15 protein-coding genes are annotated in these 21,055 nt (G+C 68.6%); 10 read left to right on the top strand and 5 right to left on the bottom strand.

Annotated elements, in window-relative coordinates:
• The first annotated feature begins 51 nt into the window (after positions 1-51).
• On the top strand, positions 52-1,806 hold the full coding sequence (gene stpK7, locus EXE63_RS10015; protein WP_168141817.1) for a serine/threonine protein kinase StpK7: 1,755 nt from the start codon (positions 52-54) through the stop codon (positions 1,804-1,806).
• Positions 1,807-2,052: 246 nt separating this feature from the next.
• Here stpK7 and EXE63_RS10010 read toward each other — a convergent pair whose 3' ends face one another.
• On the bottom strand, positions 2,053-2,910 hold the full coding sequence (locus tag EXE63_RS10010; protein WP_149443988.1) for an NYN domain-containing protein: 858 nt from the start codon (positions 2,908-2,910) through the stop codon (positions 2,053-2,055).
• A gap of 122 nt (positions 2,911-3,032) precedes the next feature.
• On the opposite strand from EXE63_RS10010, the gene EXE63_RS10005 reads away from it, so the two are divergent.
• The 8 genes from EXE63_RS10005 (at position 3,033) to EXE63_RS09970 (ending at position 11,783) form a co-directional block, all read left to right on the top strand.
• The gene (locus EXE63_RS10005; protein ID WP_168141816.1) at positions 3,033-4,118 is read left to right on the top strand and encodes a fatty acid desaturase family protein; all 1,086 of its coding nucleotides are present in this window, start codon (positions 3,033-3,035) and stop codon (positions 4,116-4,118) included.
• Positions 4,119-4,892: a GAF and ANTAR domain-containing protein gene (locus EXE63_RS10000; RefSeq protein ID WP_168141815.1), complete on the top strand. Its 774-nt coding sequence runs from the start codon at positions 4,119-4,121 to the stop codon at positions 4,890-4,892.
• Between the two features lie 231 nt (positions 4,893-5,123).
• Positions 5,124-6,266: a glycosyltransferase gene (locus tag EXE63_RS09995; protein WP_168145495.1), complete on the top strand. Its 1,143-nt coding sequence runs from the start codon at positions 5,124-5,126 to the stop codon at positions 6,264-6,266.
• Positions 6,254-7,270: a glycosyltransferase gene (locus tag EXE63_RS09990; protein ID WP_168141814.1), complete on the top strand. Its 1,017-nt coding sequence runs from the start codon at positions 6,254-6,256 to the stop codon at positions 7,268-7,270. Before EXE63_RS09995 ends, EXE63_RS09990 begins: the two co-directional genes overlap by 13 nt.
• Complete coding sequence (locus EXE63_RS09985) at positions 7,267-8,745, top strand: glycoside hydrolase family 130 protein (RefSeq protein ID WP_168141813.1); 1,479 nt, start codon at positions 7,267-7,269, stop codon at positions 8,743-8,745. The genes EXE63_RS09990 and EXE63_RS09985 overlap by 4 nt, the downstream gene beginning before the upstream one ends.
• Before the next feature lie 35 nt (positions 8,746-8,780).
• On the top strand, positions 8,781-9,716 hold the full coding sequence (locus EXE63_RS09980; RefSeq protein WP_168141812.1) for a formylglycine-generating enzyme family protein: 936 nt from the start codon (positions 8,781-8,783) through the stop codon (positions 9,714-9,716).
• A 205-nt stretch (positions 9,717-9,921) separates the two neighbouring features.
• Positions 9,922-11,397, top strand: coding sequence for a SulP family inorganic anion transporter (locus EXE63_RS09975; RefSeq protein WP_168145494.1), 1,476 nt, complete (start codon positions 9,922-9,924; stop codon positions 11,395-11,397).
• 14 nt (positions 11,398-11,411) lie between these two features.
• The gene (locus EXE63_RS09970; RefSeq protein WP_168145493.1) at positions 11,412-11,783 is read left to right on the top strand and encodes a MerR family transcriptional regulator; all 372 of its coding nucleotides are present in this window, start codon (positions 11,412-11,414) and stop codon (positions 11,781-11,783) included.
• A 39-nt stretch (positions 11,784-11,822) separates the two neighbouring features.
• On the opposite strand, the gene EXE63_RS09965 is transcribed toward EXE63_RS09970, so the two are convergent.
• Positions 11,823-12,413: a polyamine aminopropyltransferase gene (locus tag EXE63_RS09965; protein ID WP_234904432.1), complete on the bottom strand. Its 591-nt coding sequence runs from the start codon at positions 12,411-12,413 to the stop codon at positions 11,823-11,825.
• 429 nt (positions 12,414-12,842) lie between these two features.
• On the opposite strand from EXE63_RS09965, the gene EXE63_RS09960 reads away from it, so the two are divergent.
• Complete coding sequence (locus EXE63_RS09960) at positions 12,843-12,992, top strand: hypothetical protein (RefSeq protein WP_168141810.1); 150 nt, start codon at positions 12,843-12,845, stop codon at positions 12,990-12,992.
• Here the strand turns inward: EXE63_RS09960 and recD are convergent, their stop codons facing one another.
• The 3 genes from recD to recC are packed head-to-tail and all read right to left on the bottom strand — an operon-like array spanning position 12,993 to position 21,039.
• Positions 12,993-14,612, bottom strand: a complete 1,620-nt coding sequence (recD, locus tag EXE63_RS09955) for an exodeoxyribonuclease V subunit alpha (RefSeq protein WP_168141809.1) — start codon at positions 14,610-14,612, stop codon at positions 12,993-12,995.
• Positions 14,609-17,860: an exodeoxyribonuclease V subunit beta gene (gene recB / locus EXE63_RS09950; RefSeq protein WP_168145492.1), complete on the bottom strand. Its 3,252-nt coding sequence runs from the start codon at positions 17,858-17,860 to the stop codon at positions 14,609-14,611. The genes recD and recB overlap by 4 nt, the downstream gene beginning before the upstream one ends.
• Before the next feature lie 8 nt (positions 17,861-17,868).
• On the bottom strand, positions 17,869-21,039 hold the full coding sequence (recC, locus tag EXE63_RS09945) for an exodeoxyribonuclease V subunit gamma (RefSeq protein ID WP_168141808.1): 3,171 nt from the start codon (positions 21,037-21,039) through the stop codon (positions 17,869-17,871).
• Positions 21,040-21,055: the final 16 nt, after the last annotated feature.

Raw genomic sequence — 21,055 nt, 5'->3', positions numbered from 1 at the left:
AACTTCGATCGACATATCGCCGCCTGGGGGCCCGCGCCGAGAGGAAAACCGGTGGACGCGACACCTTTCGGTCACTATCGGCTCCAGGAGCTGATCGGCCGGGGCGGTATGGGCGAGGTTTACCGGGCCTACGACACCAAGACCGACCGCGTCGTCGCCCTCAAGGTGCTGCCGCCCCAGCTCGCCCAGGACTCCGTGTTCCAGCAACGGTTCCGCCGGGAATCCCAGGCGGCCGCCGGCGTCAACGACCCGCATGTGGTGCCCATCCACGGTTACGGCGAGATCGACGGCCGGCTGTACCTGGACATGCGCCTCATCGAGGGCCGCACCCTGGGCGCGCTGCTCTCCGAGACCGACCGGCCGGTCGCTCCTGCGCTCGCGGTGCAGATCATCGAGCAGGTGGCCTCGGCCCTGGATGCGGCGCATCAGCTGGGGCTGATCCACCGCGACGTGAAACCGTCCAACATCCTGCTGACCCGGTCGAACTTCGCCTACCTGATCGACTTCGGCTTGGCCCGTACCGCGGGTGAGTCCGGGATGACCACCGCGGGCAGCACACTGGGCACCTTGGCCTATATGGCGCCGGAGCGTTTCGACGGCGGGTTCGCCGACGCCCGGGCCGACACCTATGCGCTGACGTGCGTGCTCTACGAATGCCTGACCGGCGCGCGGCCCTACCCCGCGGACAGCCTGGAGCAGCAGATCGCCGGGCACATGGTGTCGCCGGCGCCCAAGCCGTCGGAATCCAATGCGCGCCTGGGCGCCTTCGATGAGGTCATCGCGAAGGGTATGGCCAAGAAACCGGAGAAGCGCTACCAGACCGGTGCGGAGCTGGCGGCCGCGGCCAGGCGGGCATTGTCGGCGCCGGTGCGGGTCACCGGTTCGGGGCGGCACACGGCGGCGCGCTCCGGTGGGGGACGCCGGCTGCCGCAGCGCGCGCTGGTGATCACCGGGGTGTTGGTGCTCGTCGGGGCCGGCGCGGTCGGTGCGTGGAAGTGGTGGGATGTGCGGTCGGCACAGGATTTCCCCGAGGGTGCGGTACCGGCCATCGCGGCCGGCGTGCCCGCAGACATCCGCGCGGACGGCACGCTGACGATCGGGGTCAACGTCCCGTACGCCCCCAACGAGTTCACCAACTCCGAGGGCGAGATCGTGGGCTTCGATGTGGACCTGATGAATGCGGTCGCGCGGACGTTGGGGCTGGCCACGGAGTACCGCGAGAGCGAGTTCGACGCCATCATTCCCGCGGTGCAGGACGGTTCACTGGATGTCGGGATGTCGTCGTTCACCGACACCCTCGATCGCCAGAAGCTGGTCGACTTCGTCACCTACTTCGAGGCGGGCACGCTCTGGGCCCAGCAGCGCGACTCCTCGATCGACCCGGCGGCGGCGTGTGGGCTGCGGATTGGCGTGGCGCACAGCGTGCTTCAGGAAACGGTGGAGATCCCGGCCAAGAGTGACGCGTGCGTGGCGGCCGGGCTGGCGCCGATCGAGAAGGTGGTCTTCGCCCGGCAAGACGATGTGACTGCCGCGTTGATCGCCGGGGAGATCGATGCCATGTCCGCGGACTCACCGGTCACCGGGTTCGCGATCAAGCTCAGCGGCGGGGCGCTGGTGCCGGCCGGTGGGGTGTTCGACTCGGCGCCGTACGGCTGGCCGGTCGCCAAGGGCTCACCGCTGGCGCGGCCGTTGTTGCGGGCGCTCGAGCACCTGATCGAGACGGGGGAGTACAAGACCATCGCGACCATGTGGGGTGTGGAACGCGGGATCATCACGGCGCCACAGATCAATGGGGCGACGCGATAGGGCTCAGCGCTTCTTGTTGTTGAAGACGTTGTCGGTCGTGTTGGTGGACGAATCTCCGCGCTTGTCCGCGCGTTTCTCCTTGAGAGACTTACCGGATTTCTTCGTCATGCTTTGACGCGGAGACTTGTCGGCCATAGTGGCCCCTTCGATGAGGGGGCCTGAGATGGTCCCTGTTCTTCGACCATACACCCGCGCGGCACGGATGGGACTGCGCGAATTTTCTTGTGAATTTAGGTTTTTCGTGTCTCAGTCCGCGCTGCGCAGCCGCACCATCCGGGTCGTGGAACTCTCGTCGAGCTCGACGACATCGGTGCGTGAGCGCAGGAAATCACTGAAAGACCGGAATCCCAGCGACTTTTCGCTGAACGACGGATCCATCCTCTTCATCTGAGCCTTCAGCGCCGAGTTGTGCAGCCAGTCGACATCATCTTTCTCCAGCCCGATCTGCAGCGCGCGGGTCAGCAGTGCGGTCGCCGCGGTCTGCGGGTCGGGCTCCTCGGGTTCGGTCTTCTTGCGCCGGGTGTTCTTCTGCGGCTCGGTGACCGGCTCGGGCTCGAACACCGGCACACCGGGCAGCGCGTCGTAGACGACGAACTCATCACAGGCGGCGGCAAGGGCGCGACTGGAGGAGCCGGCGACGCCGATACCCACCACGTAGCGGCCCAGCCGTTTGCAGCGCTGCGCCAAGGCGATGTAGTCGGAGTCGCCGGCCACGATCACGACGTGGGTCAGGTCGGGCAGCCGGAACATGTCCTCGACGGCGTCGACGGCAAGCCGGATATCGGCGCCGTTCTTGCCGTACGCGGCGGCGGGGAACAGCTGCACCAGGTCCACCGCGCGGCCCACCACCTGCTGGCGGTACCCGGCGTTGACGTCGGCCGACCAGTCGGCGTACGCCCGGGTGAGGACGAGTGTGCCGAACGAGGACGTGAAGTCCAGGATGGCGCCGACGTCGACGGTGGCGCGGGTCAGCTTCTCGGTTTCCAGGCCCTTGGCCTTGTCCCGCTGAAACGAGTTTCGGCCGTTGACCTGGTCGTATCTCGATATCACGATGTTGTCGAAGTCGAGGTAGACCGCGACGCGGGTGGCGGCGGTTTCTGTCATGACTCCAGTCTTGCTTATCGGTCTACCGACTTGGCGCAGATCCCGGTCGGGGCCTAGGCTTGGAGGCACATCGCAGGTGGTCCGGACCCTCGCCGCCGCACACAATCGGACGAGGAACTCAGGTGGCAATCAGCGATATCGCGGCGTACGCGAACATGAGTAGCGCCGACGTCGAGGCGTTCGGTGCCGAGCTGGACCGCATCCGCAGCGATGTGGAGGAATCCCTGGGTGCCAAGGACGCGTCCTACATTCGGCGGACCATCGTCTTCCAGCGGACCCTGGACCTGGCGGCCAGACTGACGATCGCCGGAACCCGCTCCAGGGCCGGGTGGCTGCTCGGCACGTCCGCGCTGGCCTACGCGAAATCCATTGAGAACATGGAGCTCGGCCACAACATCAGCCATGGCCAGTGGGACTGGATGAACGATCCCGAGATCCACTCGACCAGCTGGGAATGGGATATGGCGGGTGCCTCGTCGCAGTGGCGTTACTCGCACAACTACCGGCATCACGTGTTCAGCAACGTGCTCGGGGTCGACGATGATCTCGGGTTCGGGGTGCTGCGGGTGACCCCCGATCAACCATGGAAACGCGAGCATCTGTTTCAGCCCCTGCGCAACCTGCTGCTCGCCGTCATCTTCGAATGGGGCATCGCACGTCACGGCTATCACTCCGATATGGAGCGCGCCGACACCGAGGATGCCAAACGTACGGTGAAACGGACAATGCTGGCCAAGATGGCTCGTCAGGTGGCAAAGGACTACGTCATCTGGCCTGCGCTCAGCCTGCGCCGGTGGCGGCGGACGCTGGCCGCCAACACCGCGGCCAACCTGCTGCGCAACCTGTGGACCTACGTGGTGATCTTCTGCGGGCATTTCCCCGACGGCGTTCAGCAATTCACCCCGGAGTCCCTGCAGGATGAGACCAGGGCTGAATGGTATCTGCGCCAGATGCTGGGCGCGGCGAACTTCAAAGCCGGTCCGGTGCTGGCCATTTCGAGCGGAAACCTCTGCTACCAGATCGAACATCACCTCTTTCCCGACCTGCCCAGCAACCGCTACGCCGAGATCAGCCTGCGGGTGCGAGAACTGTGCGAGAAGTACGACATTGCCTATATCACCGGGTCGCTGCCCCGGCAGTACCTGCAGACGGTGCGGACCAACTTCCGTCTCGCGCTACCCGACCGCCCCGACCCGTCACGGGTGTAGATGTCGACGAGGGCGGAGTTCCCGGCACCGGATGACAGCGCCTCTGCCGCCGCCGACCTGCAGGCCGGGCTGACCCGGCTGGCCGGTCTGGTGGCCGACAGCCTCGGACTGGCGCAGGTGCTCGCCGAGGTGGCCGCGTCCGCGGTCCGTGCGATACCGGGCGCCGACGGCGTCGGGGTGACGCTGATGCACGGTGCGCCCGGTGACGGGACAGCGGTGGCGTTGGCGGCCAGTGCGCCGTTCGTCACCGAGCTCGAAGAGATCCAGTACCGGACGTTGCAGGAGGGCCCGGGCGTCACGGCCGTGGAACTAGGACGCACCGTGTGGTCGGGGTCGCTCGGTGGTGACCAGTCGTGGCCGCGGTTCGGCCCGCGGGCGGGGCGCCTGGGGGTCCACAGCACGCTGGCGTTACCGCTGAACGTCTCCGGGCGGGTGGTCGGCGCGATCACGGCCTACGCCTACGGCAAGGACAGTTTCGACGAGCATGCCGCGCGGTTCGGGGAACTGTTCGCCAAGCCGGCGGCGGTCGCGGTGCACAACGCGCGCATCCTCGCCGACGCGTTGGCGCTGACCGATCAGTTGCAGGCGGCATTGGTGACGAGGCCGGTCATCGACCAGGCGATCGGCATCATTCGATCGCGCACCGGCCGCAGCGCCGCCGAGTCGTTCGACCAGTTGCGGGCGATGAGTCAGGCCGAGCACCGCAAGTTGGCCGCGGTGGCCGAACGCGTCGTCGACGAGGCCGTCCGCCGGGCACGTGCCCGGCGGGGTTGATTCCCGGGTCGCTGCGCTCCTGCCCGCCGCAGCCGATTCCCCAGGCACAGGTCACGGGGTGTAACGTGGGGGAAGTTGGGAACCCAGCCAGTCCGGGATGAGTCAGCCGTCCGCCGTTGAACTCGCCGAGCGTCAGCTTGCGCCGGACACTCAGGTGACATCCGTCTGTTTGGATCACCCTTGACCGCAGTTACCAGCGCGCCCACTTTTCATTCCTCCGGCACCTCGGTGCTGGAGCGCCCGCGCGGCCGCACCCCGTCTGTCGGCCTGCTCAGCACCTATCCGCCGACACCGTGCGGCATCGCCAATTTCAGCGCGGCACTGGCCGACGGGCTGTCCGCCAACGGCTCGCGCGTCAACGTGGTGCGGGTGGCCGACGGACCGCCCAGCCCCAGTGGTCGCGTCGTCGGCGAACTCATCAACGGGTCCCCGGCATCGGTGGCCGCCTGTGCGGACCTGCTCAACGACAGTGATGTCGCCGTCATCCAGCACGAGTTCGGCATCTACGGCGGAGCCGACGGCGACGAAGTGGTGGATATCCTTGGCGGGCTGAATGTTCCGTCCATCGTGGTACTGCACACCGTGCCCAGGAGCCCGACCCCGCATCAGCGCTCGGTGCTCGAATCGGTGATGCGGCTGGCCCACCACGTGGTCGTGATGTCCGACTCGGCCGGTGCGCTGCTGCGGGCCGGGTTCGACGTCGAACGACGCAAGATCTCCACGATCCCGCACGGATCGACGGCCCCGACCGTCGCCGCCAGCAAGCGGGCCGGCCGGCCGACCCTGTTGACCTGGGGGTTGCTGGGGCCCGGAAAGGGCATCGAGCGGGTCATCGACGCGATGCCGTCGCTGCAGACGTTGCGGGGCAACCCGCGCTACCTGATCGCCGGCCGGACCCATCCCAAGGTGCTGGCACACGAGGGCGACGCCTACCGGGAGGCACGCGTCGAACAGGCGCAGCGCCTCGGGGTGGCGGGCTCGGTGTTCTTCGACGCCACCTACCGCAGCACGGCGGCGTTGTCGGCGCTGGCGCAGACCTCGGCCGTGGTGGTGCTGCCGTATGACTCCACCGAGCAGGTCACCTCCGGGGTGCTGGTGGACGCGATCGCCAGTGGACGTCCGGTGGTCGCGACCGCCTTCCCGCACGCGGTCGAACTGCTCGGCAGCGGCGCCGGACTGATCGTCGCCCACGATGATCCCGACGCGATGACCGCGGCGCTGCGATCCGTGCTGTCGGACCCCCGGCTGGCCGGTGGCATGGCCGCCGAGGCGCGTCGGCTCGCGCCCACCATGGCGTGGTCCCTGGTCGCCAGGTCCTATCAGGCTGTGGCGCAGAGCATCTCGACGCCGCGGGAGCGCACGTGGTCGTTCTAGAACCCACGTTCGACCACCTGCTCGCGCTCTCGGACCACCGCGGCACCTTCGAGCACGCCTGCGGTGCGCAGCCCCGGCGCGAGCACGGCTACTGCACCGACGACATGGCCAGGGTGCTGGTGGTGACCACCCGCGAACCCGATGCCGGCGATGCCGTGCGCGGACTGGCGAAGGTCGCGGTGCGGTTCCTCGACGAGGCGCAGGCCTATCTCGGCGGCTGCCGAAACCGCATGGACCACACCGGGCGCTGGACCGACACGCACGCGTTCGACGACTGCTGGGGCCGCTGCCTGTGGGGTCTGGGCTCCGCCGCCGCGCACAGTGACAACGGGTTGATCCGCAGGCTGGCGGTGATCCAGTTCGAGCGGGCCGCGCACGGCCGTTCCACGTGGCCGCGGGCCATGGCCTTTGCGGCCATCGGTGCGGCTGAGCTGCTGAGCGTCGAACCCGGAAATGCCGCCGCGCGCAAGCTGATCGGTGACTACGCGGACGGTCTCGCCGAGGCGGGCGGCGATACCGGCTGGCCGTGGCCGGAGCCGCGCCTGAGCTACGCCAACGCGGTACTCGCCGAGGCGATGATCGCCGCCGGTGCCGCGCTCGACGACGAGGCGCTGTGCCAACGCGGGCTGGAACTGCTGGGCTGGCTGATCGAGCAGGAGACATCCGGGGGGCACCTGTCGCCGACCCCGGTCGGCGGCTGGGCCGCCGGTGAACCGCGGCCGGGGTTCGACCAACAACCCATCGAGGTGTCCTCGTTGGCGGATGCCTGCGCGCGCGCCGCATCGGTGGATGCCGCGGCCATCTGGCCCGACACGGTGCGGGCGGCGGCGGCCTGGTTCCAGGGGGACAACGATGCCGGGGCCGTCATGTGGAACACCGAGACCGGCGGTGGATTCGACGGTCTGCACGCAGACGGCGTGAACCTCAACCAGGGCGCGGAGTCGACACTGGCACTGTTGTCGACCTTCCAGCAGGCTCGGCGATTCGTCGGCGTGCCTCAGTGACGGCGGTGCGGGATGAGTTGATCACCCGGAGCCCGCAGCGGCTGGTGGCCGACAGGTCCCGCGTCATCACCAAACTGTTCGTGCCCGGGCAGGAAGGTTTCGAGGACCAGGAGTCCCGTGCCGGCGCGGCGCTACGGCGGGTACTGGCCTTGAGCGAGGACGAGGTGAGAGCCTCGATGGACGATGTGCTGACCAGATTCGGTGGGCGACACCGCGATCTGGTGGTGACCTTCGGCAAGCATGCGCGTGAGCTCACCGATCGACTGGACCCCGGTATCGGTCTGTCGGCGGACCGCATGCTGTTGCTGGGAGCGACGTTCACCAGCGAGGTGGCGATCGAGGGGGCCGCGCTGTGCAACCCGAGCATCGTCGCGCATCCCGATCAGAGCGGTCTATCCGACGGCAGCCTGCGATTCGTGATGAGCGTGCGGGGGATCGGGGAGGGGCACCGGTCGTCCATCGGTTTCCGCACCGGAACCGTCGACGCCGCGGGCAGCGCCCTCATCGATGAGCCGGCACCGTTCGCCACCGAAGGCACGGTCGCGTCGACGCTCCTGGACGCAAAGATCTTCCGGCACGAGCTGTTCGGTGTGCATGCCGCCGAGGCGACCGAGTACGTCCTCGCCGGGCTCGGCGAGCGGTTCACCCGAGCCGATCTCGATGAGCGACTCGAACGGCTGTACCGGCACCGCGCCACCTGGATGCACGTGCCCGAGACGATCGAACTGATCCGGGAGATCGCGGACCGCACCTACACCGTCGAATTCCCCACCGACACCGAGCTGTCCGAGCGGGTGCTCTGGCCGGCGATGGCCGCCGAGGCCGTCGGTATGGAGGATGCGCGGCTGGTGCGGTTCGTCGAGGACGACGGATCGGTGATCTACCGCGCCACCTACACGGCCTACAACGGCTCGCATATCAGTCAGCAGATGTTGACCACCAACGATTTTCGATCGTTCGCCTCCGCGCCGCTGGTGGGCGACGCCGCGGCGAACAAGGGTCTGGCATTGTTCCCCCGCCGGATCGGCGGGCGCTTCGCCGCCCTGTCGCGCTCGGACCGCGAATCGAACACCATCGCCTTCACCGATGACCTCTCGGTGTGGGAGACGACGCTGCCGTGCCAGCGCCCGTTGTTGGCATGGGAGACGTTGCAGCTGGGCAATTGCGGTCCGCCGATGGAGACCGAGGCGGGCTGGCTGGTCCTCACCCACGGGGTGGGTCCGATGCGGACCTACCGGATCGGGGCGATCCTGCTCGACCTGGATGACCCCACCCGGATCATCGGCCGGTTGCGCCGGCCGCTGCTGTCGCCCGCGGCGGACGAGCAGGACGGCTATGTGCCCAATGTCGTCTACTCCTGCGGTGGGCTGGTGCACGCCGACACCCTGGTGCTGCCGTACGGGATCGGCGATGCCCAGATCGGCATCGCCACCGTGCCGCTACCCGATCTGCTGGCGGTGCTGGCTTCCTCGTAGCGGCCCCGATCGCGGTCTCTGCATAGTCTGTCGGCATGCTCACCGAACTCGCCGCGCTCCCCGGCGGCACCTACCGCATGGGATCGCCGGACTTCTACCCCGAGGAAGCGCCGGTGCACGACGTCACCGTCGCACCGTTCGCGATCGAGCGGCACCCGGTGACCAACGCCCAGTTCGCCGAGTTCGTGGCCGCCACCGGCCATGTCACCGTCGCCGAGCAGCAACTCGATCCGGCGGCCTTTCCCGGTGTTCCCGCCGACGAGCTGGTACCAGGTTCGCTGGTCTTCCAGCCCACCGCCGGTCCCGTCGACCTGCGGGACTGGCGGCAGTGGTGGACCTGGGTGCCCGGGGCGTCCTGGAAACACCCGAAGGGCCCGGGCTCGACGTTCGAGGACCGGCCCGATCACCCGGTGGTGCAGGTTGCCTATCCCGACGCGGCCGCCTACGCGGCGTGGGCGGGCCGGCGACTGCCGACCGAGGAGCAGTGGGAGTACGCCGCCCGCGCGGGTGCGACATCGGCCTACGCGTGGGGCGAAGACGTCCGTCCCGGCGGCGCGCTGATGGCCAACACCTGGCAGGGCGCGTTCCCCCACCGCAACGACGGCGCCCTCGGCTGGGCCGGCACCTCGCCGGTCGGTACCTTTCCCGCCAACGGATTCGGGCTGCTCGACATGATCGGCAACGTGTGGGAGTGGACGGCCACCCGCTACGCCCCGCGGCACCGCGCCCACCCCGAGGTGTCCGGGTGCTGCCCGGCCCCCGGCGGTGACCCGTCGGTCAATCAGGTGCTCAAGGGCGGCTCACACCTGTGCGCGCCCGAGTACTGCCACCGCTACCGGCCGGCGGCCAGGTCCTCGCAATCACAGGACAGTTCGACCACCCACATCGGCTTCCGGTGCGTCGCCGACACACCTGCGCCGGCGCAATCGGCGAGATGTACGCCACGTGATTCGCACTCTAACCTTGGGTGAGAGTAGGGTCATGTCCGGCTGAAGCCGGAGTGACTCGCACCGTATCGGTTGCAGGGTCCACGGCTCTCGCACCGACGCGACGGCCGCGCCTGATGATCGCCTGGTACCGCGGTGCCGAGACTTCGAACGGAAAACTGTGTCTTCTCAACCGACTTCGTCTTCGTCAATCGTGCGGGAGGTCGATGGTGACCCCAGCACGTCGGTGATGGCAGCGCTGCGGTCCCCCAAACGCCTCAAGACCGAAGTGCTGGCCGGCCTCGTGGTGGCACTGGCCCTGATCCCCGAGGCCATCTCCTTTTCGATCATCGCCGGAGTCGACCCCAGGGTCGGGTTGTTCGCCTCGTTCACGATGGCGGTCACGATCGCGATCGTCGGTGGCCGCCCGGCCATGATCTCGGCGGCAACCGGCGCGATAGCCCTGGTCATTGCGCCGCTCGCCCGCCAGTACGGGCTGGACTACTTCGTGGCGGCAGTGCTCCTCGCGGGCGTCCTGCAGATACTGCTCAGCGTGCTGGGGGTGGCTCGGCTGATGCGGTTCATCCCGCGCAGCGTGATGGTGGGCTTCGTCAATGCGCTGGCGATCCTGATCTTCACCTCGCAACTGCCGCACCTGCTGGGCGTACCGGCGCTGGTCTACCCGTTCGTGGCCATCGGCCTGCTGATCATGGTGTTCCTGCCGAAGCTGACCACCATCATTCCCGCGCCCCTGGTCGCCATCGTGCTGCTGACCGCGGCCGCCATCGTGTTCCACATCCAGATCCCCAACGTCGGTGACGAGGGTGAACTGCCCTCGAGTCTGCCGTCCCTGTTCTTCCCCGACGTACCGTTCACGTGGGAGACCCTCTCGATCATCGCGCCGTACGCACTGGCCATGGCGTTGGTCGGCCTGCTCGAATCGCTGATGACGGCGAAGCTGGTGGACGACATCACCGACACCCACAGCAACAAAACCCGTGAGGGCTGGGGCCAGGGTGTCGCCAACGTCGTCACCGGATTCTTCGGCGGTATGGGCGGCTGCGCGATGATCGGCCAGACCATGATCAACGTCAAGGTCTCCGGTGCGCGCACCAGGATCTCGACATTTTTGGCCGGGTTGTTCCTGCTGGGTCTGGTGGTGGGGCTGGGCGATATCGTCGCGCTCATCCCGATGGCGGCTCTGGTGGCGGTGATGATCATGGTCTCGGTCGGCACGATGGACTGGCACAGCATCTCGCCGAAGACGTTGCGGCGCATGCCGCGTAGCGAGACGCTGGTCATGCTGGCCACCGTTGTGGTCACCGTGGCCACGCACAACTTGGCCTACGGCGTCATCGTCGGTTCGTTGACCGCGATGGTGCTCTTCGCCCGTCGGGTGGCCCACCTGGTCACCGTCGAGAAGATCGAGGAAACCGATGACGACCATGACGGCACCACCGACACGGTCGTGTACCGCGTGACCGGTGAGCTGTTCTTCGCCTCCAGCAATGACCTCGTGTACCAGTTCAATTACACCGAGGATCCGGTGAACATCGTGATCGACATGTCCGCCTCGCATATCTGGGACGCCTCCACGGTCGCCGCGCTGGATGCGGTGACGACCAAGTACCACGCCAGAGGCAAGAACGTCGAAATCGTCGGCCTGAACACCGATTCCGCGGACCGGCACGACAGGCTGTCCGGATCTCTGGGTGCGGGACATTGAGCGACGACGCGCACATGCAGATCGGGCAGGTCGCTGCCCGCACCGAATTGTCCATCGCCACCGTGCGCCACTACGACGAGGTCGGACTGGTCACTCCGTCCGCACGCTCGACCGGAGGGTTCCGGCTCTACACCGAGGCCGATGTCGAGCGGCTGTTGGTGATCCGGCGGATGAAGCCACTGGGGTTCACGCTCGTTGACATGAAAGATCTGTTGGACTCACTGCGTGTCCTCAACGGGGGCGGCGGCACGCAGAAGCAACGAGCAGACGCGGCGCGATATCTGCAGGAATCCCGATTGAAGGCTCAGGAAAGCGCTGTGAAGCTGCGCAAGCAGCTCGCCTACGCCGAGGAATTGATCGGGTTGCTGGCCGCTGAGCGGGAGTAGGCCCGAGCAGAGCGGCTAGGTCGCACGCCCGCGTTGCCGCTACGGATTGGTTGCGAGATAGATGGTGGCGCTGGACCGGCCGCGGGTCAGCGGATTGTCGAACCAGACCCGGCGGGCTTCGACGTCGGTGAAGACGGATTCGAGGACTGTGCTGAAGTCATCGTCCGGCGCGTCGTCGGACCACATGGCAAAGGTGCCGCCAGGGGTGAGATGGGTTGCGGCGGAATGGATACCGTCGCGGGTGTAAAAGTGGCCGTGAGGGGCGTTCAGTACGTGGCGGGGCGAGTGGTCGATGTCGAGCAGTATCGCGTCATACGTCCGGCCGGGCTTGCTGGGCTCGAATCCCGCGGCGCTCGCGGCATCCGCGAAGAAGTCCGAGCACGCGAGGGTGACCCTGCTGTCGGCGGCCAAACCCGCAGTGTCCGGAAGAAGGCCTCGCTGGTGCCAATCGATGACTGCAGCGGCGTATTCGATGACCGTCAGTGATCGAAGTCGATCGCATGTCAGTGCTTCTTGCGCGGTGTACCCCAGGCCCAGTCCGCCAATGACCACGTCCAGGTCGGTTCCCGGCGTGCGCGCCAATCCAAGTGTGGCAAGTTCGCGCTCCGCAACGGTGAACAGGCTCGTCATCACGTACTCGTCGTCGAGTTTGATCTCGTACACGTCGGTGCGTACGGATAGATCAAAGCGGCGGCGCAAACTGAGCTCACCCATCGGGGTGTCTTGCCAGCCCAATTCTTGGAATCGTCTGATCATCGAGGCGACTCTAGTCCCGTCATACGTGCCGCAGCCAAGCTTCGAAAGCGGCCACCTGAATCGTTGCAGCGCTGCCCATGCCGCGGCGGCAACGGCGGCAGAATCGATAGCTCACCTAACTGAGCCAGCTAGAGATCGGTACTATGCCAAGCTAACAAAATATCTGCTCCAGACCCGGCAAACCCGGCTGTGTGCTGTACAAATGCGCGTAAGTGATCGTGCCCAAATCGTCGCCGGGTTGAGTGTGATTCACCGCACGGTATGCGCTACATTGTGACGGCAGTCATACGAAAGGGCGCGATCATGAGCGGTGTACTTCTGGGCATAGTGATGGTCTTGCTGGGCGCCGGCTCCATCGCCGCCGTCGTGGCCGCCGCGATCCTCGGATACGGCACGATCGCCTTGGCGATCGGCATCATCTCCAGCGCGGCGTTCGCCGCCAAGACGGTTTAGCTAGACCTTCAGCCGCCGCCCGAGTCCGGTAGCGCGCACCGCCTGCCGGTCGATGGCCGCGCGCACCTCGGCTTCCGATCCCACCACCCGCACCCGGCTCTGCGCCCGCGTCACCGCGGTGTAGAACAGCTCCCTGGTCAGCAGCTGGGAGTCTTCCGGCGGCAACAGCACCGTCACCTCGGCGGACTGGCTGCCTTGGGATTTGTGGATCGTCATCGCGTGCATGGTGTCCACCTCCGCCAGCCGGCCCGGGGCGAACGTCAGTGTTCCGAACGAGGGGCCTCCGACCGCCACCCGCAACCCGTCCGGTGCTGCCACCGTCACCCCGGTGTCGCCGTTGTACAGTTTGAGCCCATAGTCGTTGGCGGTCACCAGGATCGGGCGCCCGGCATACCACGTCGACCACAGCGGTTCGCCGGTCGCCTCGGTCAGCCACCGCTCCACCTGACGGTTCCAGTGCGCCACCTCGCGCCGGTGCGCACACAGCAGCCGGTGTTCCTCCAGCGTCCGCAGCGCCGTGGCGGTATCGCCGAGCACACACGCCTCCCGCAACCGAAGTGCCTGTGGCAGCAGCACATCGCGCAGCGACTGCGCCGAGGGCAGCCACTCGATATGCGCGCCGCCGGCCCGCAGCACCTGCAACGCGGTGTCGGCATCGCCGTCGCGCACCGCGGCGGCCAGGTCGCCGATATCGGCGCCGAACCGATGCGAGGTCGTCAGCGACGCTACCCGCGCCGCACCCAGTCCCTGCACCAGATCCGCAAGTACTGCACCGGCTTCCACCGACGCCAACTGATCCGGATCGCCCACCAGCAGCAGCCGGGTATCCGGGCGCACGGCCTCCAACAACCGGGCCATCATGGTCAACGACACCATCGAGGTCTCGTCCACGACGATCACATCGTGGGGCAACCGGTTGCCGCGGTGATGCCGGAACCGCGACGAGGTGTCCGGTCTCGACCCGAGCAGCCGGTGCAACGTGGTGGCCTGCAACCCGGTGAGCCGTGACCGGTCCGCCGCATCGAGCTCGTCGACGGCGGCCTGCACGGCCTCTTGCAACCGGGCCGCAGCCTTGCCGGTGGGCGCGGTCAGCGCGATCCGTGGAGACGGCCTGCCCTCCAGGGCCGCCTGCTCGGCCAGCAGGGCCAGCAGCCGCGCCACCGTCGTCGTCTTCCCGGTGCCGGGGCCGCCGGTCAGCACGGTAAGCCCTTGGGAAAGCGCCATATTGGCCGCGGCCCGCTGCTCGGCGTAGTCGTCGTCGAACAGCCGCAGCACATCCGGAGCTCGCCCGGGCGGGACGGTGCCTACCAGGGCCAGCACGTCTGTGCACACCTGCTGCTCCTCCAGCCAGTACCGGTCCAGGTAGAGCAGATCGCCGAACAGTCGCAGCACCGGCGGGGTCTGGGCCAGCGGGCTCGCCGCCACCGCCGCCAGCCACTGGTCGGCCTGCAGTCCCACCTCCGGTGCGGCCGCCCGCAGATCCACGCACACCGATCCGCCGCGCAGCGCCCGCACCACCAGGCGCACGGCCAGCGCCACGTCCTCGGAGGTTTCCCCGCCCAGCGCCGTCAGCCGTTGTGCCACCTGGATATCGGCGGGTGCGAAATCGTCGATGATCATGTGCGCCCCAGCAGGTCGGCGAGTGCGATGGTCAGCGCGGCCGGCGGGTCCCAACTGAACACGCCGGCGGGGTGGCCGTCCTGCACCGGGGTCAGCGCGCCGCACATGCCGCGCACGAACAGATACATCACCCCGCCGAGATGGCGCTGCGGGTCATAGCCCGGCAACCGCCACGACAGATAGCGGTGCAGCACCACGCTGTACAGCAGCGCCTGCAGCGGATAGTCCGAGTGCAGCATGGCCTCGACCATGCGTTCGCGGCCGTAGTCGGCGGCGGTCAGTGGCGCATCGGCGACGCCCAGCCAGTTGGTCTTGTAGTCCACGATCACAAATTTCGCGTCAAGCCCATCACCGATACGCAGCACCGCGTCCACCGAACCGGACAGATAACCCCGCAGCGGTTGCCGGCCCAGCGCGCCCGCAGACAACCGGCCCGCGTAGGAGGCCAACGGGTCGTCGGTGCTCAGATGCTCGGCCAGCAGCGCACCCACGTCCGATAGCCGCGCGAACGTCCCGGCCGCGGTATCGCCGCCGGCCAGCGGGAACTCGAAATCCAACTCCCGCAACCGGTCCGACAACCCGATCTGGCGCAGGGTGACCCCGGGCGCCAGCGGGCCCAGATCGGTGTCGTGCATCGGGACCATTGCGGCCGCCAGATCCTCGGCGGTCACCGTCACCGGCCAGCGGGCAGCGTGGCGGCGCACGTGCTCGGTCAGTTCGGCGGTCAGATCGCCGGCGAACGGATCGGCGGTCTCCAGCACCGCGTGCACCAGTGACCCGAAAGCCGCACCGGAGGGCAGATCCGCCATCGGCGAGGGCACATCCGCGCCGGAAGCCGGTGCCACCAAGGGGATGTCGGCCACCTCGTCGTCGAGTTCGGCCACCTCCGGCTCGCTGGACACCGGGGACTCCTCGGCCGCCCGCAGCAGACCGGAGTAGGAGGTGCGCCGCCACGACGTGTCGATGGCGCGGTGGAAATGCCGCACCGCCAACGCGGTGGGCGCGGGTGGCGCCGGCGCCGGGGTGACCGGCTCGATCAGTGATTCCTCCAGCACCGGGCCGCCGGCCTGCTCCCACGCGCGCAGCCGGGCCAGCGCGTCCAGGTCCGAGATCTTGGCGGGGCTGCACACCGCGGGCACCTCGGCCTCGCCGGGCGCGCGGCCCCGCATCAGCCGCGACAGCCCCCCGTTGGGCTCGTCCCAGGACGGCGCCCACCACGCAACCACCTGCGAGCAGGCGCGCGTCATCGCCACATAGGTCAGCCGGCTGTCATTGGCCGCGGCCTCGGCCTTGCCGGTCCGCAGCACCACCGGATCGGGTTCGCCGACATACAGGCAGCGGGCTCCGTCCTCGTGGTACAGCACCGGATTCGGGTCCGGTGAATACCGATTGAACGCGAACGGCAGGTACACGATCGGGTACTGCAGCCCCTTGGATACCCAGACCGTCATGATCTGTACCGCGGCGGCGTCGCTGTCGAGGCGCCGGTTGCGTTCAGCCGAGCCGGTCTCCTCGGTCGTCTGGGTGCGCAGCCAGTCCCGCAGCGCGGGCAGCCCGAAACCCGCACGGTGCGCGGTGTTCTGCAGCAGCTGGGTGACATGTGCCAGGTCGGTCATCAGCCGCTCGCCGCCCTGCCAGGACAGCACCTGCTTGCCCATGCCGGCCAGTTGCGCGGCCTCCAGCACGGCGGCCACCCCGCGTTCCCGGGCATGTCCGGCCCAGCTGCGCAGCTCCTCGGCGATCCGGTCGGTCAGTGAGTCACCGCCGGCGGCAAGGCTTTCCGCGGTCTCCCGGAAGAACACCGTCGACGCCGCCGCCCGGACCAGGCCGGGGCGGTGCGGCTGCTCGAACGCCTCCAGCAGGCACAACCAGTCCTGCGCGGCCGTCGAGGCGAACACATTGGAGTCCCCGGTGTACACCGCGGGGATACCGGCCTCGGCGAGTGCGCGGTCGCAGGCCCGGGCATCCTTGTGCGTTTCCACGATGACGGCGATATCGCGGGCCTCCAGCGGCCGTCCGGCGAATGTGGCGCCACCGGCCAGCAGCGCGCCGATATCGGCGGCCAGGTCGCGGCCGATGTGCTCGCGCAGGCGGTCGATGCCGATGGTGCGGGTGCCCTTGCCCCCGCGGGTCACCACCCGCAACCGGAACGGATCGTTGCGCGGCGCGCCGGCGAGCCGGTGGCCCTGATGATGTGCGGTGACATCGTGCACGACGATTCCGGGCCCTCCGAGCTGCGCGCCGCCCAGCACCACCTGCAGTCGGTTCACCAGGGCGGCGTCGCTGCGCCAGTTGATGCCGAGGGTCTGCTTGTCCCCGGCGGTCTCCGCGGCCCGCAGGTAGGTGTCGATATCGCCGCCGCGGAAGGCGTAGATGGCCTGCTTTGGGTCGCCGATCAGGATCAGCGTCGACTGGCCGGCGAAGGCCCGCTCGATGACCTGCCACTGCACGGGATCGGTGTCCTGGAACTCGTCGACCATCACCACCGGCCAACGCTGCGGCATCCGGACCCGGGCCGCCGAACCGGGATCGGCCAGCGCGTCGGCCAGCCGGGTCAGCAGATCGTCATAGCCCAACACGCCGCGGCGGCGTTTACGGATCTCCAACTCGTCCAGCACATCCCGCGCGAAGCTCAGGCATTCCGCGGTGAGCGAGTCCGGCTCGGGATCCAGCGGCCGCAGCTCTGTCGCCGGGTTGCGCACCACCTGGGCTGCGAGCTTCTGAGCGTCGCGGTAGCTCAGCCGGGGGGCGTCGGCGTCATTGCCGAACCGGGCCAGGTACAGGTCGTCGACGATCTCGGACACCAGCTCGTCGAGGCTTTCCACCAGGGTGACGCCGCTGTCGCTGTCGCCGGCCACGCCGAGGGATTTCAGCACGATATGGCAGAACTGATGCGTGGTCGCGATGGTGGCGGCATCGAATCCGGCCAGCGCGTCGCGCAGCCGCTGCTGCCGCGCCTCGTGGTCCGCGGCGATCAGATGTCGCAGCAGGTCGGTGTCCGCCGCCGACGGGTCCGCGAAAGCGGCCAGCGCGCCGACGATCTGGCCGCGCACCCGCTCTCGCAGCTCCTGGCTGGCGGCCCTGCCGAAGGTGATGAGCAGCATCTCGTCGAGCGTGGCCCGGTCTTCGGCGACCATCCGGGTCACCAGCCCGGCCAGCGCGAAGGTCTTGCCGGTGCCGGCGCTGGCCTCCAGCACCGTCGTCGACGCCGGTGCGGGCAGCGGACCGGTCAGGTCGAAGGTGCGCACGTCCCCGCTCACGCGGTGGCCTCGGCGTGCAGCAGCGGCAGCCACAGCCGCTGCGCGTAGTCGTCCATGCCCACCAGGTCAGCCAGATCGGGGTCGCGGCCCCACACCCGCTCGATGGCCGGGTCGTCGCGCTCGTTGCGCCAGCGGTAGTTCGCCGCCTGCGCGGGGTCATCGCCGGCGTCGCGGGCACCGGCCCACGCGAAGGAGGTCTTGATCGGCAGCGGCAGCGGGCGGCGCCTGCCCTCGTCGTACATCGCCACCAGATCACGCAACAGGCCGACGGCGTCGTTCGGGCCGTCGAGGCCCTGCACGCGGGGCGTGGTGCCACGCGGCGGCCGGCCGATGCACACCGCCGACCACCGCTGGCCGCGTTGAGCAGTCAACGCCAGCAGCGGAATCCACGATGCCAGCAGGTGCTGCCCGCCGAGCTTGGAATAGGTCGGAACGGGGACCAGACGATCGGCGAAGACGGAGTTCACCGTCCCGGTCAGCCGCCGCCCCGAACCCAGTTCGATGTCCACGTCGAACGCCTGGCCGTCGGCCCGTCGGTAGCGCAGGGCCTCGGCCGCCAGCAGGGCTGCCTGGTCGCGCAGTTCGACGGCGCGCCGCCAGCCGAGCCTGCCCGGCGGCAACGTGCCGCGCCGCCACTCGGCCTGCTGGGCGTCCTGCGGGGTCATCCCGCGCATGATGTCGTTGAGCATCCGGTTGCCGACGGTCCACTCCTGCAGCGCGTCGATCTCGACGGGCATCACATCGGATAACCCGTCCACTTCCCACGGCAGGGTGTAGTCCAGTGCCCGGAAGAAGCCCTTGACCGGATTCTTGAAGAAGGCGATCAGGTCGGCCAGCGACACATCACCGGTCGGCGGCGCCGGCAGCGGCCCGGACACGAAGGCCGGTTGCGGGGCCCGGGTGCCCGCCATCGCGCGGGCGGTGTCGAGGACGGTCGGGTCGAAGGTGAACGGCGAATCCGGGATCAGCCGGCCCGGTTGCACATTCTGGACATCGAAGGGCTGCAACGGATGCCGTGTCAGTAGGTCGTCGACGGGACCGCCGGCGGTGGCTTTCAGCGTGTCCAGCAGTTCGGCGATCGGCACCGCGGGGGGCCGCGGTTGCCCGGTGTACTCGTTGGCGCCGGTGTAGGTGATCACCAGGGTCTGGGTGGCCGCACCGATCGCGTCGAGCAGCAGCTGGCGGTCCTCGGAGCGGATATCGCGCTCACCGGTCATCGGGTCGCGGGCCAGCGCATCGTCACCGTCGACGGCGCCGAGGCGCGGGAACACCCCGTCGTCCAGGCCGACCAGGCACACCACCCGGTGCGGCACCGAGCGCATCGGGACCATCGTGCACACCGTCAGGGTGCCGGTGCGGAAGTTGGCGCGGGTCGGTCGCCCGGCCAGGTGCCGGTCCAGTAGCGCACGAATATCGCTGAGCCGCAATGCTATCGATCCGGCGCCTGAGCTCTCGGCGATGTCGGCGAACTCGCGCTGCACCTGGGCGGCCGGCCATTCCTCGTCGTCGAAGGCCAGCGCCTCGATGCCGTCGGTCAGTGCCTGCAGCCAGTCGGTGAGGGGGCGGGTGCCGCTGAGGGCACCGATGGTGTCGGTGAGCTTCTGCACGAAGTCGGCGAAGCGGCCGGCCAGTTCCACCCGGTTGCTGCTGACATCATCGAGGGGCAGCGTGGTGCCCAGCCAGGCGCGCGAGTCATCGGACATGGCTACCCCGGCAAGCACTCGGTCGACGCCGAATCGCCAGGTATTGTGTAGGAATTCGACGCCGTAGGGTGCCCGGTGTGGCTGGTCGAAGCCCCACCGGATGTTGGCCTCGCGCACCCACCCGGTGATGGCGTCCAGATCGTCGTCGGTGAACGCGAACCGGGCCCGCACCGGGGTGGCCGCGGCGATGTTGAGGACCTCGCTGGCACCGGCCCGGCCGCCCGCGAGGATGAGCAGCTGTGCGGCCACCGACAGGAGCGGATTCGTCTGCACAAGAGCGCGATCGGCGAGCCGCACGCGCAGCCGGTGGGCCGGGTGGGCGTTGCGCACCACCTCGCCGAGCCCGAACCCGGCCGTGATCAGGGGTGCGTAGGTTTCGATGTCCGGGCACATCACCAGGATGTCGCGCGGTTCCAGGGTGGGGTCGTCGGCGAGCAGTCCCAGCAGCACCTCGCGCAGGACGTCGATCTGGCGGGCCGGGCCGTGGCAGGCGTGCACCTGGACGGATCGGTCGGTTGCCCGGTGGGTCCGGCCCTCGGGGCGCACCGCGTCCGCGGCGATATCGGATTGTAGCCAGCCCAGCAGCGTGTCGGGATACGTTGCGGGGGAGAGGTATTCGTCGGTCGTCGGTTCGGGCAGCGCACGCTGGAGCTCGCGCAGGTCGCGGCCCAGGGTGGCCAGCAGTGGGTGTCCGACGTCGCGGTGACCGACATCGTCGCGGCGGGGGATGGGGCCGCGGCTTCCGGACAGTGCGCGCCAGAGGTTGTCACTGGGGTGCGGGAGCCACAGGTGCAGGTCGTGGTGGGCGGCCAGGGCGTCCAGCAGCTCGATCTCGGTGGACGGCAGTCGGGTGTGCCCGAACAGCGAGATCCGCTCCGGCAGGTCGGTGCGCGCGTCGCGGAGCCGGGCCAGCGTCTCGGCATGCCGGATGTGCGGGGCAGGGGCGTTGATGTGCTGGATCAGCTTGTCCCACAACGGCCGTTGCCAGGATAGATCGTCGGGCAGGCCGTCCCAGTCGGTGAGCAACGCCGGGCGTTGCCGTGCGTAGGAGGCGAACAGCCCGGCCAGCCGGCGCGCGACGGCGTACCGGCGCCCCTGTCGGAGCTCGCGTTCTTCGCCGGCGGCGAAGTGGCCGAGGTGGGTGGCAAGTGTCGCGCACCAAGGCTCGTCGAGGCTGTCGTCGATGACGGCGAGCAGCGGCCAGACCATGGCGTCGGCGGCCCACGGGTCGCTGGCGGTGGTGCCGGTCAATTCGGCGATCAAGGACCGTGGGTTGCGGAACTGCACACCGGCGCAGATGCCGAGACGGTTGGACAGTCGTTGGCTGAGCCAGCGCTCGACGCCCTTGGCGGGCACCAGGACCAGCTCGGTGGCGAACGGGTCCGCCAGTGGCTGGGCCAGCATGGCGCCCAGACCGTCGGCGAGCTGATCCGTCCGCTCGGCGCGGTGCAGGTGCAGAGCCATCGAGGTCAGCGTAGTG

The organism is Mycolicibacterium frederiksbergense, assembly GCF_012223425.1.
GTDB lineage: Bacteria > Actinomycetota > Actinomycetes > Mycobacteriales > Mycobacteriaceae > Mycobacterium > Mycobacterium frederiksbergense.
This window is presented reverse-complemented; position numbering and strand designations above follow the sequence as displayed.

Bases quoted from the DNA above. Each gene is read 5' to 3' on its own strand.
- EXE63_RS10010 (WP_149443988.1), bottom strand. From the start codon at position 2,910: ATGACAGAAACCGCCGCCACCCGCGTCGCGGTCTACCTCGACTTCGAC.
- EXE63_RS10000 (WP_168141815.1), top strand. From the start codon at position 4,119: ATGTCGACGAGGGCGGAGTTCCCGGCACCGGATGACAGCGCCTCTGCC.
- EXE63_RS09980 (WP_168141812.1), top strand. From the start codon at position 8,781: ATGCTCACCGAACTCGCCGCGCTCCCCGGCGGCACCTACCGCATGGGA.
- EXE63_RS09975 (WP_168145494.1), top strand. From the start codon at position 9,922: ATGGCAGCGCTGCGGTCCCCCAAACGCCTCAAGACCGAAGTGCTGGCC.
- EXE63_RS09970 (WP_168145493.1), top strand. From the start codon at position 11,412: ATGCAGATCGGGCAGGTCGCTGCCCGCACCGAATTGTCCATCGCCACC.
- EXE63_RS09965 (WP_234904432.1), bottom strand. From the start codon at position 12,413: ATGACGAGCCTGTTCACCGTTGCGGAGCGCGAACTTGCCACACTTGGA.
- EXE63_RS09960 (WP_168141810.1), top strand. From the start codon at position 12,843: ATGAGCGGTGTACTTCTGGGCATAGTGATGGTCTTGCTGGGCGCCGGC.
- recD (WP_168141809.1), bottom strand. From the start codon at position 14,612: ATGATCATCGACGATTTCGCACCCGCCGATATCCAGGTGGCACAACGG.
- recC (WP_168141808.1), bottom strand. From the start codon at position 21,039: ATGGCTCTGCACCTGCACCGCGCCGAGCGGACGGATCAGCTCGCCGAC.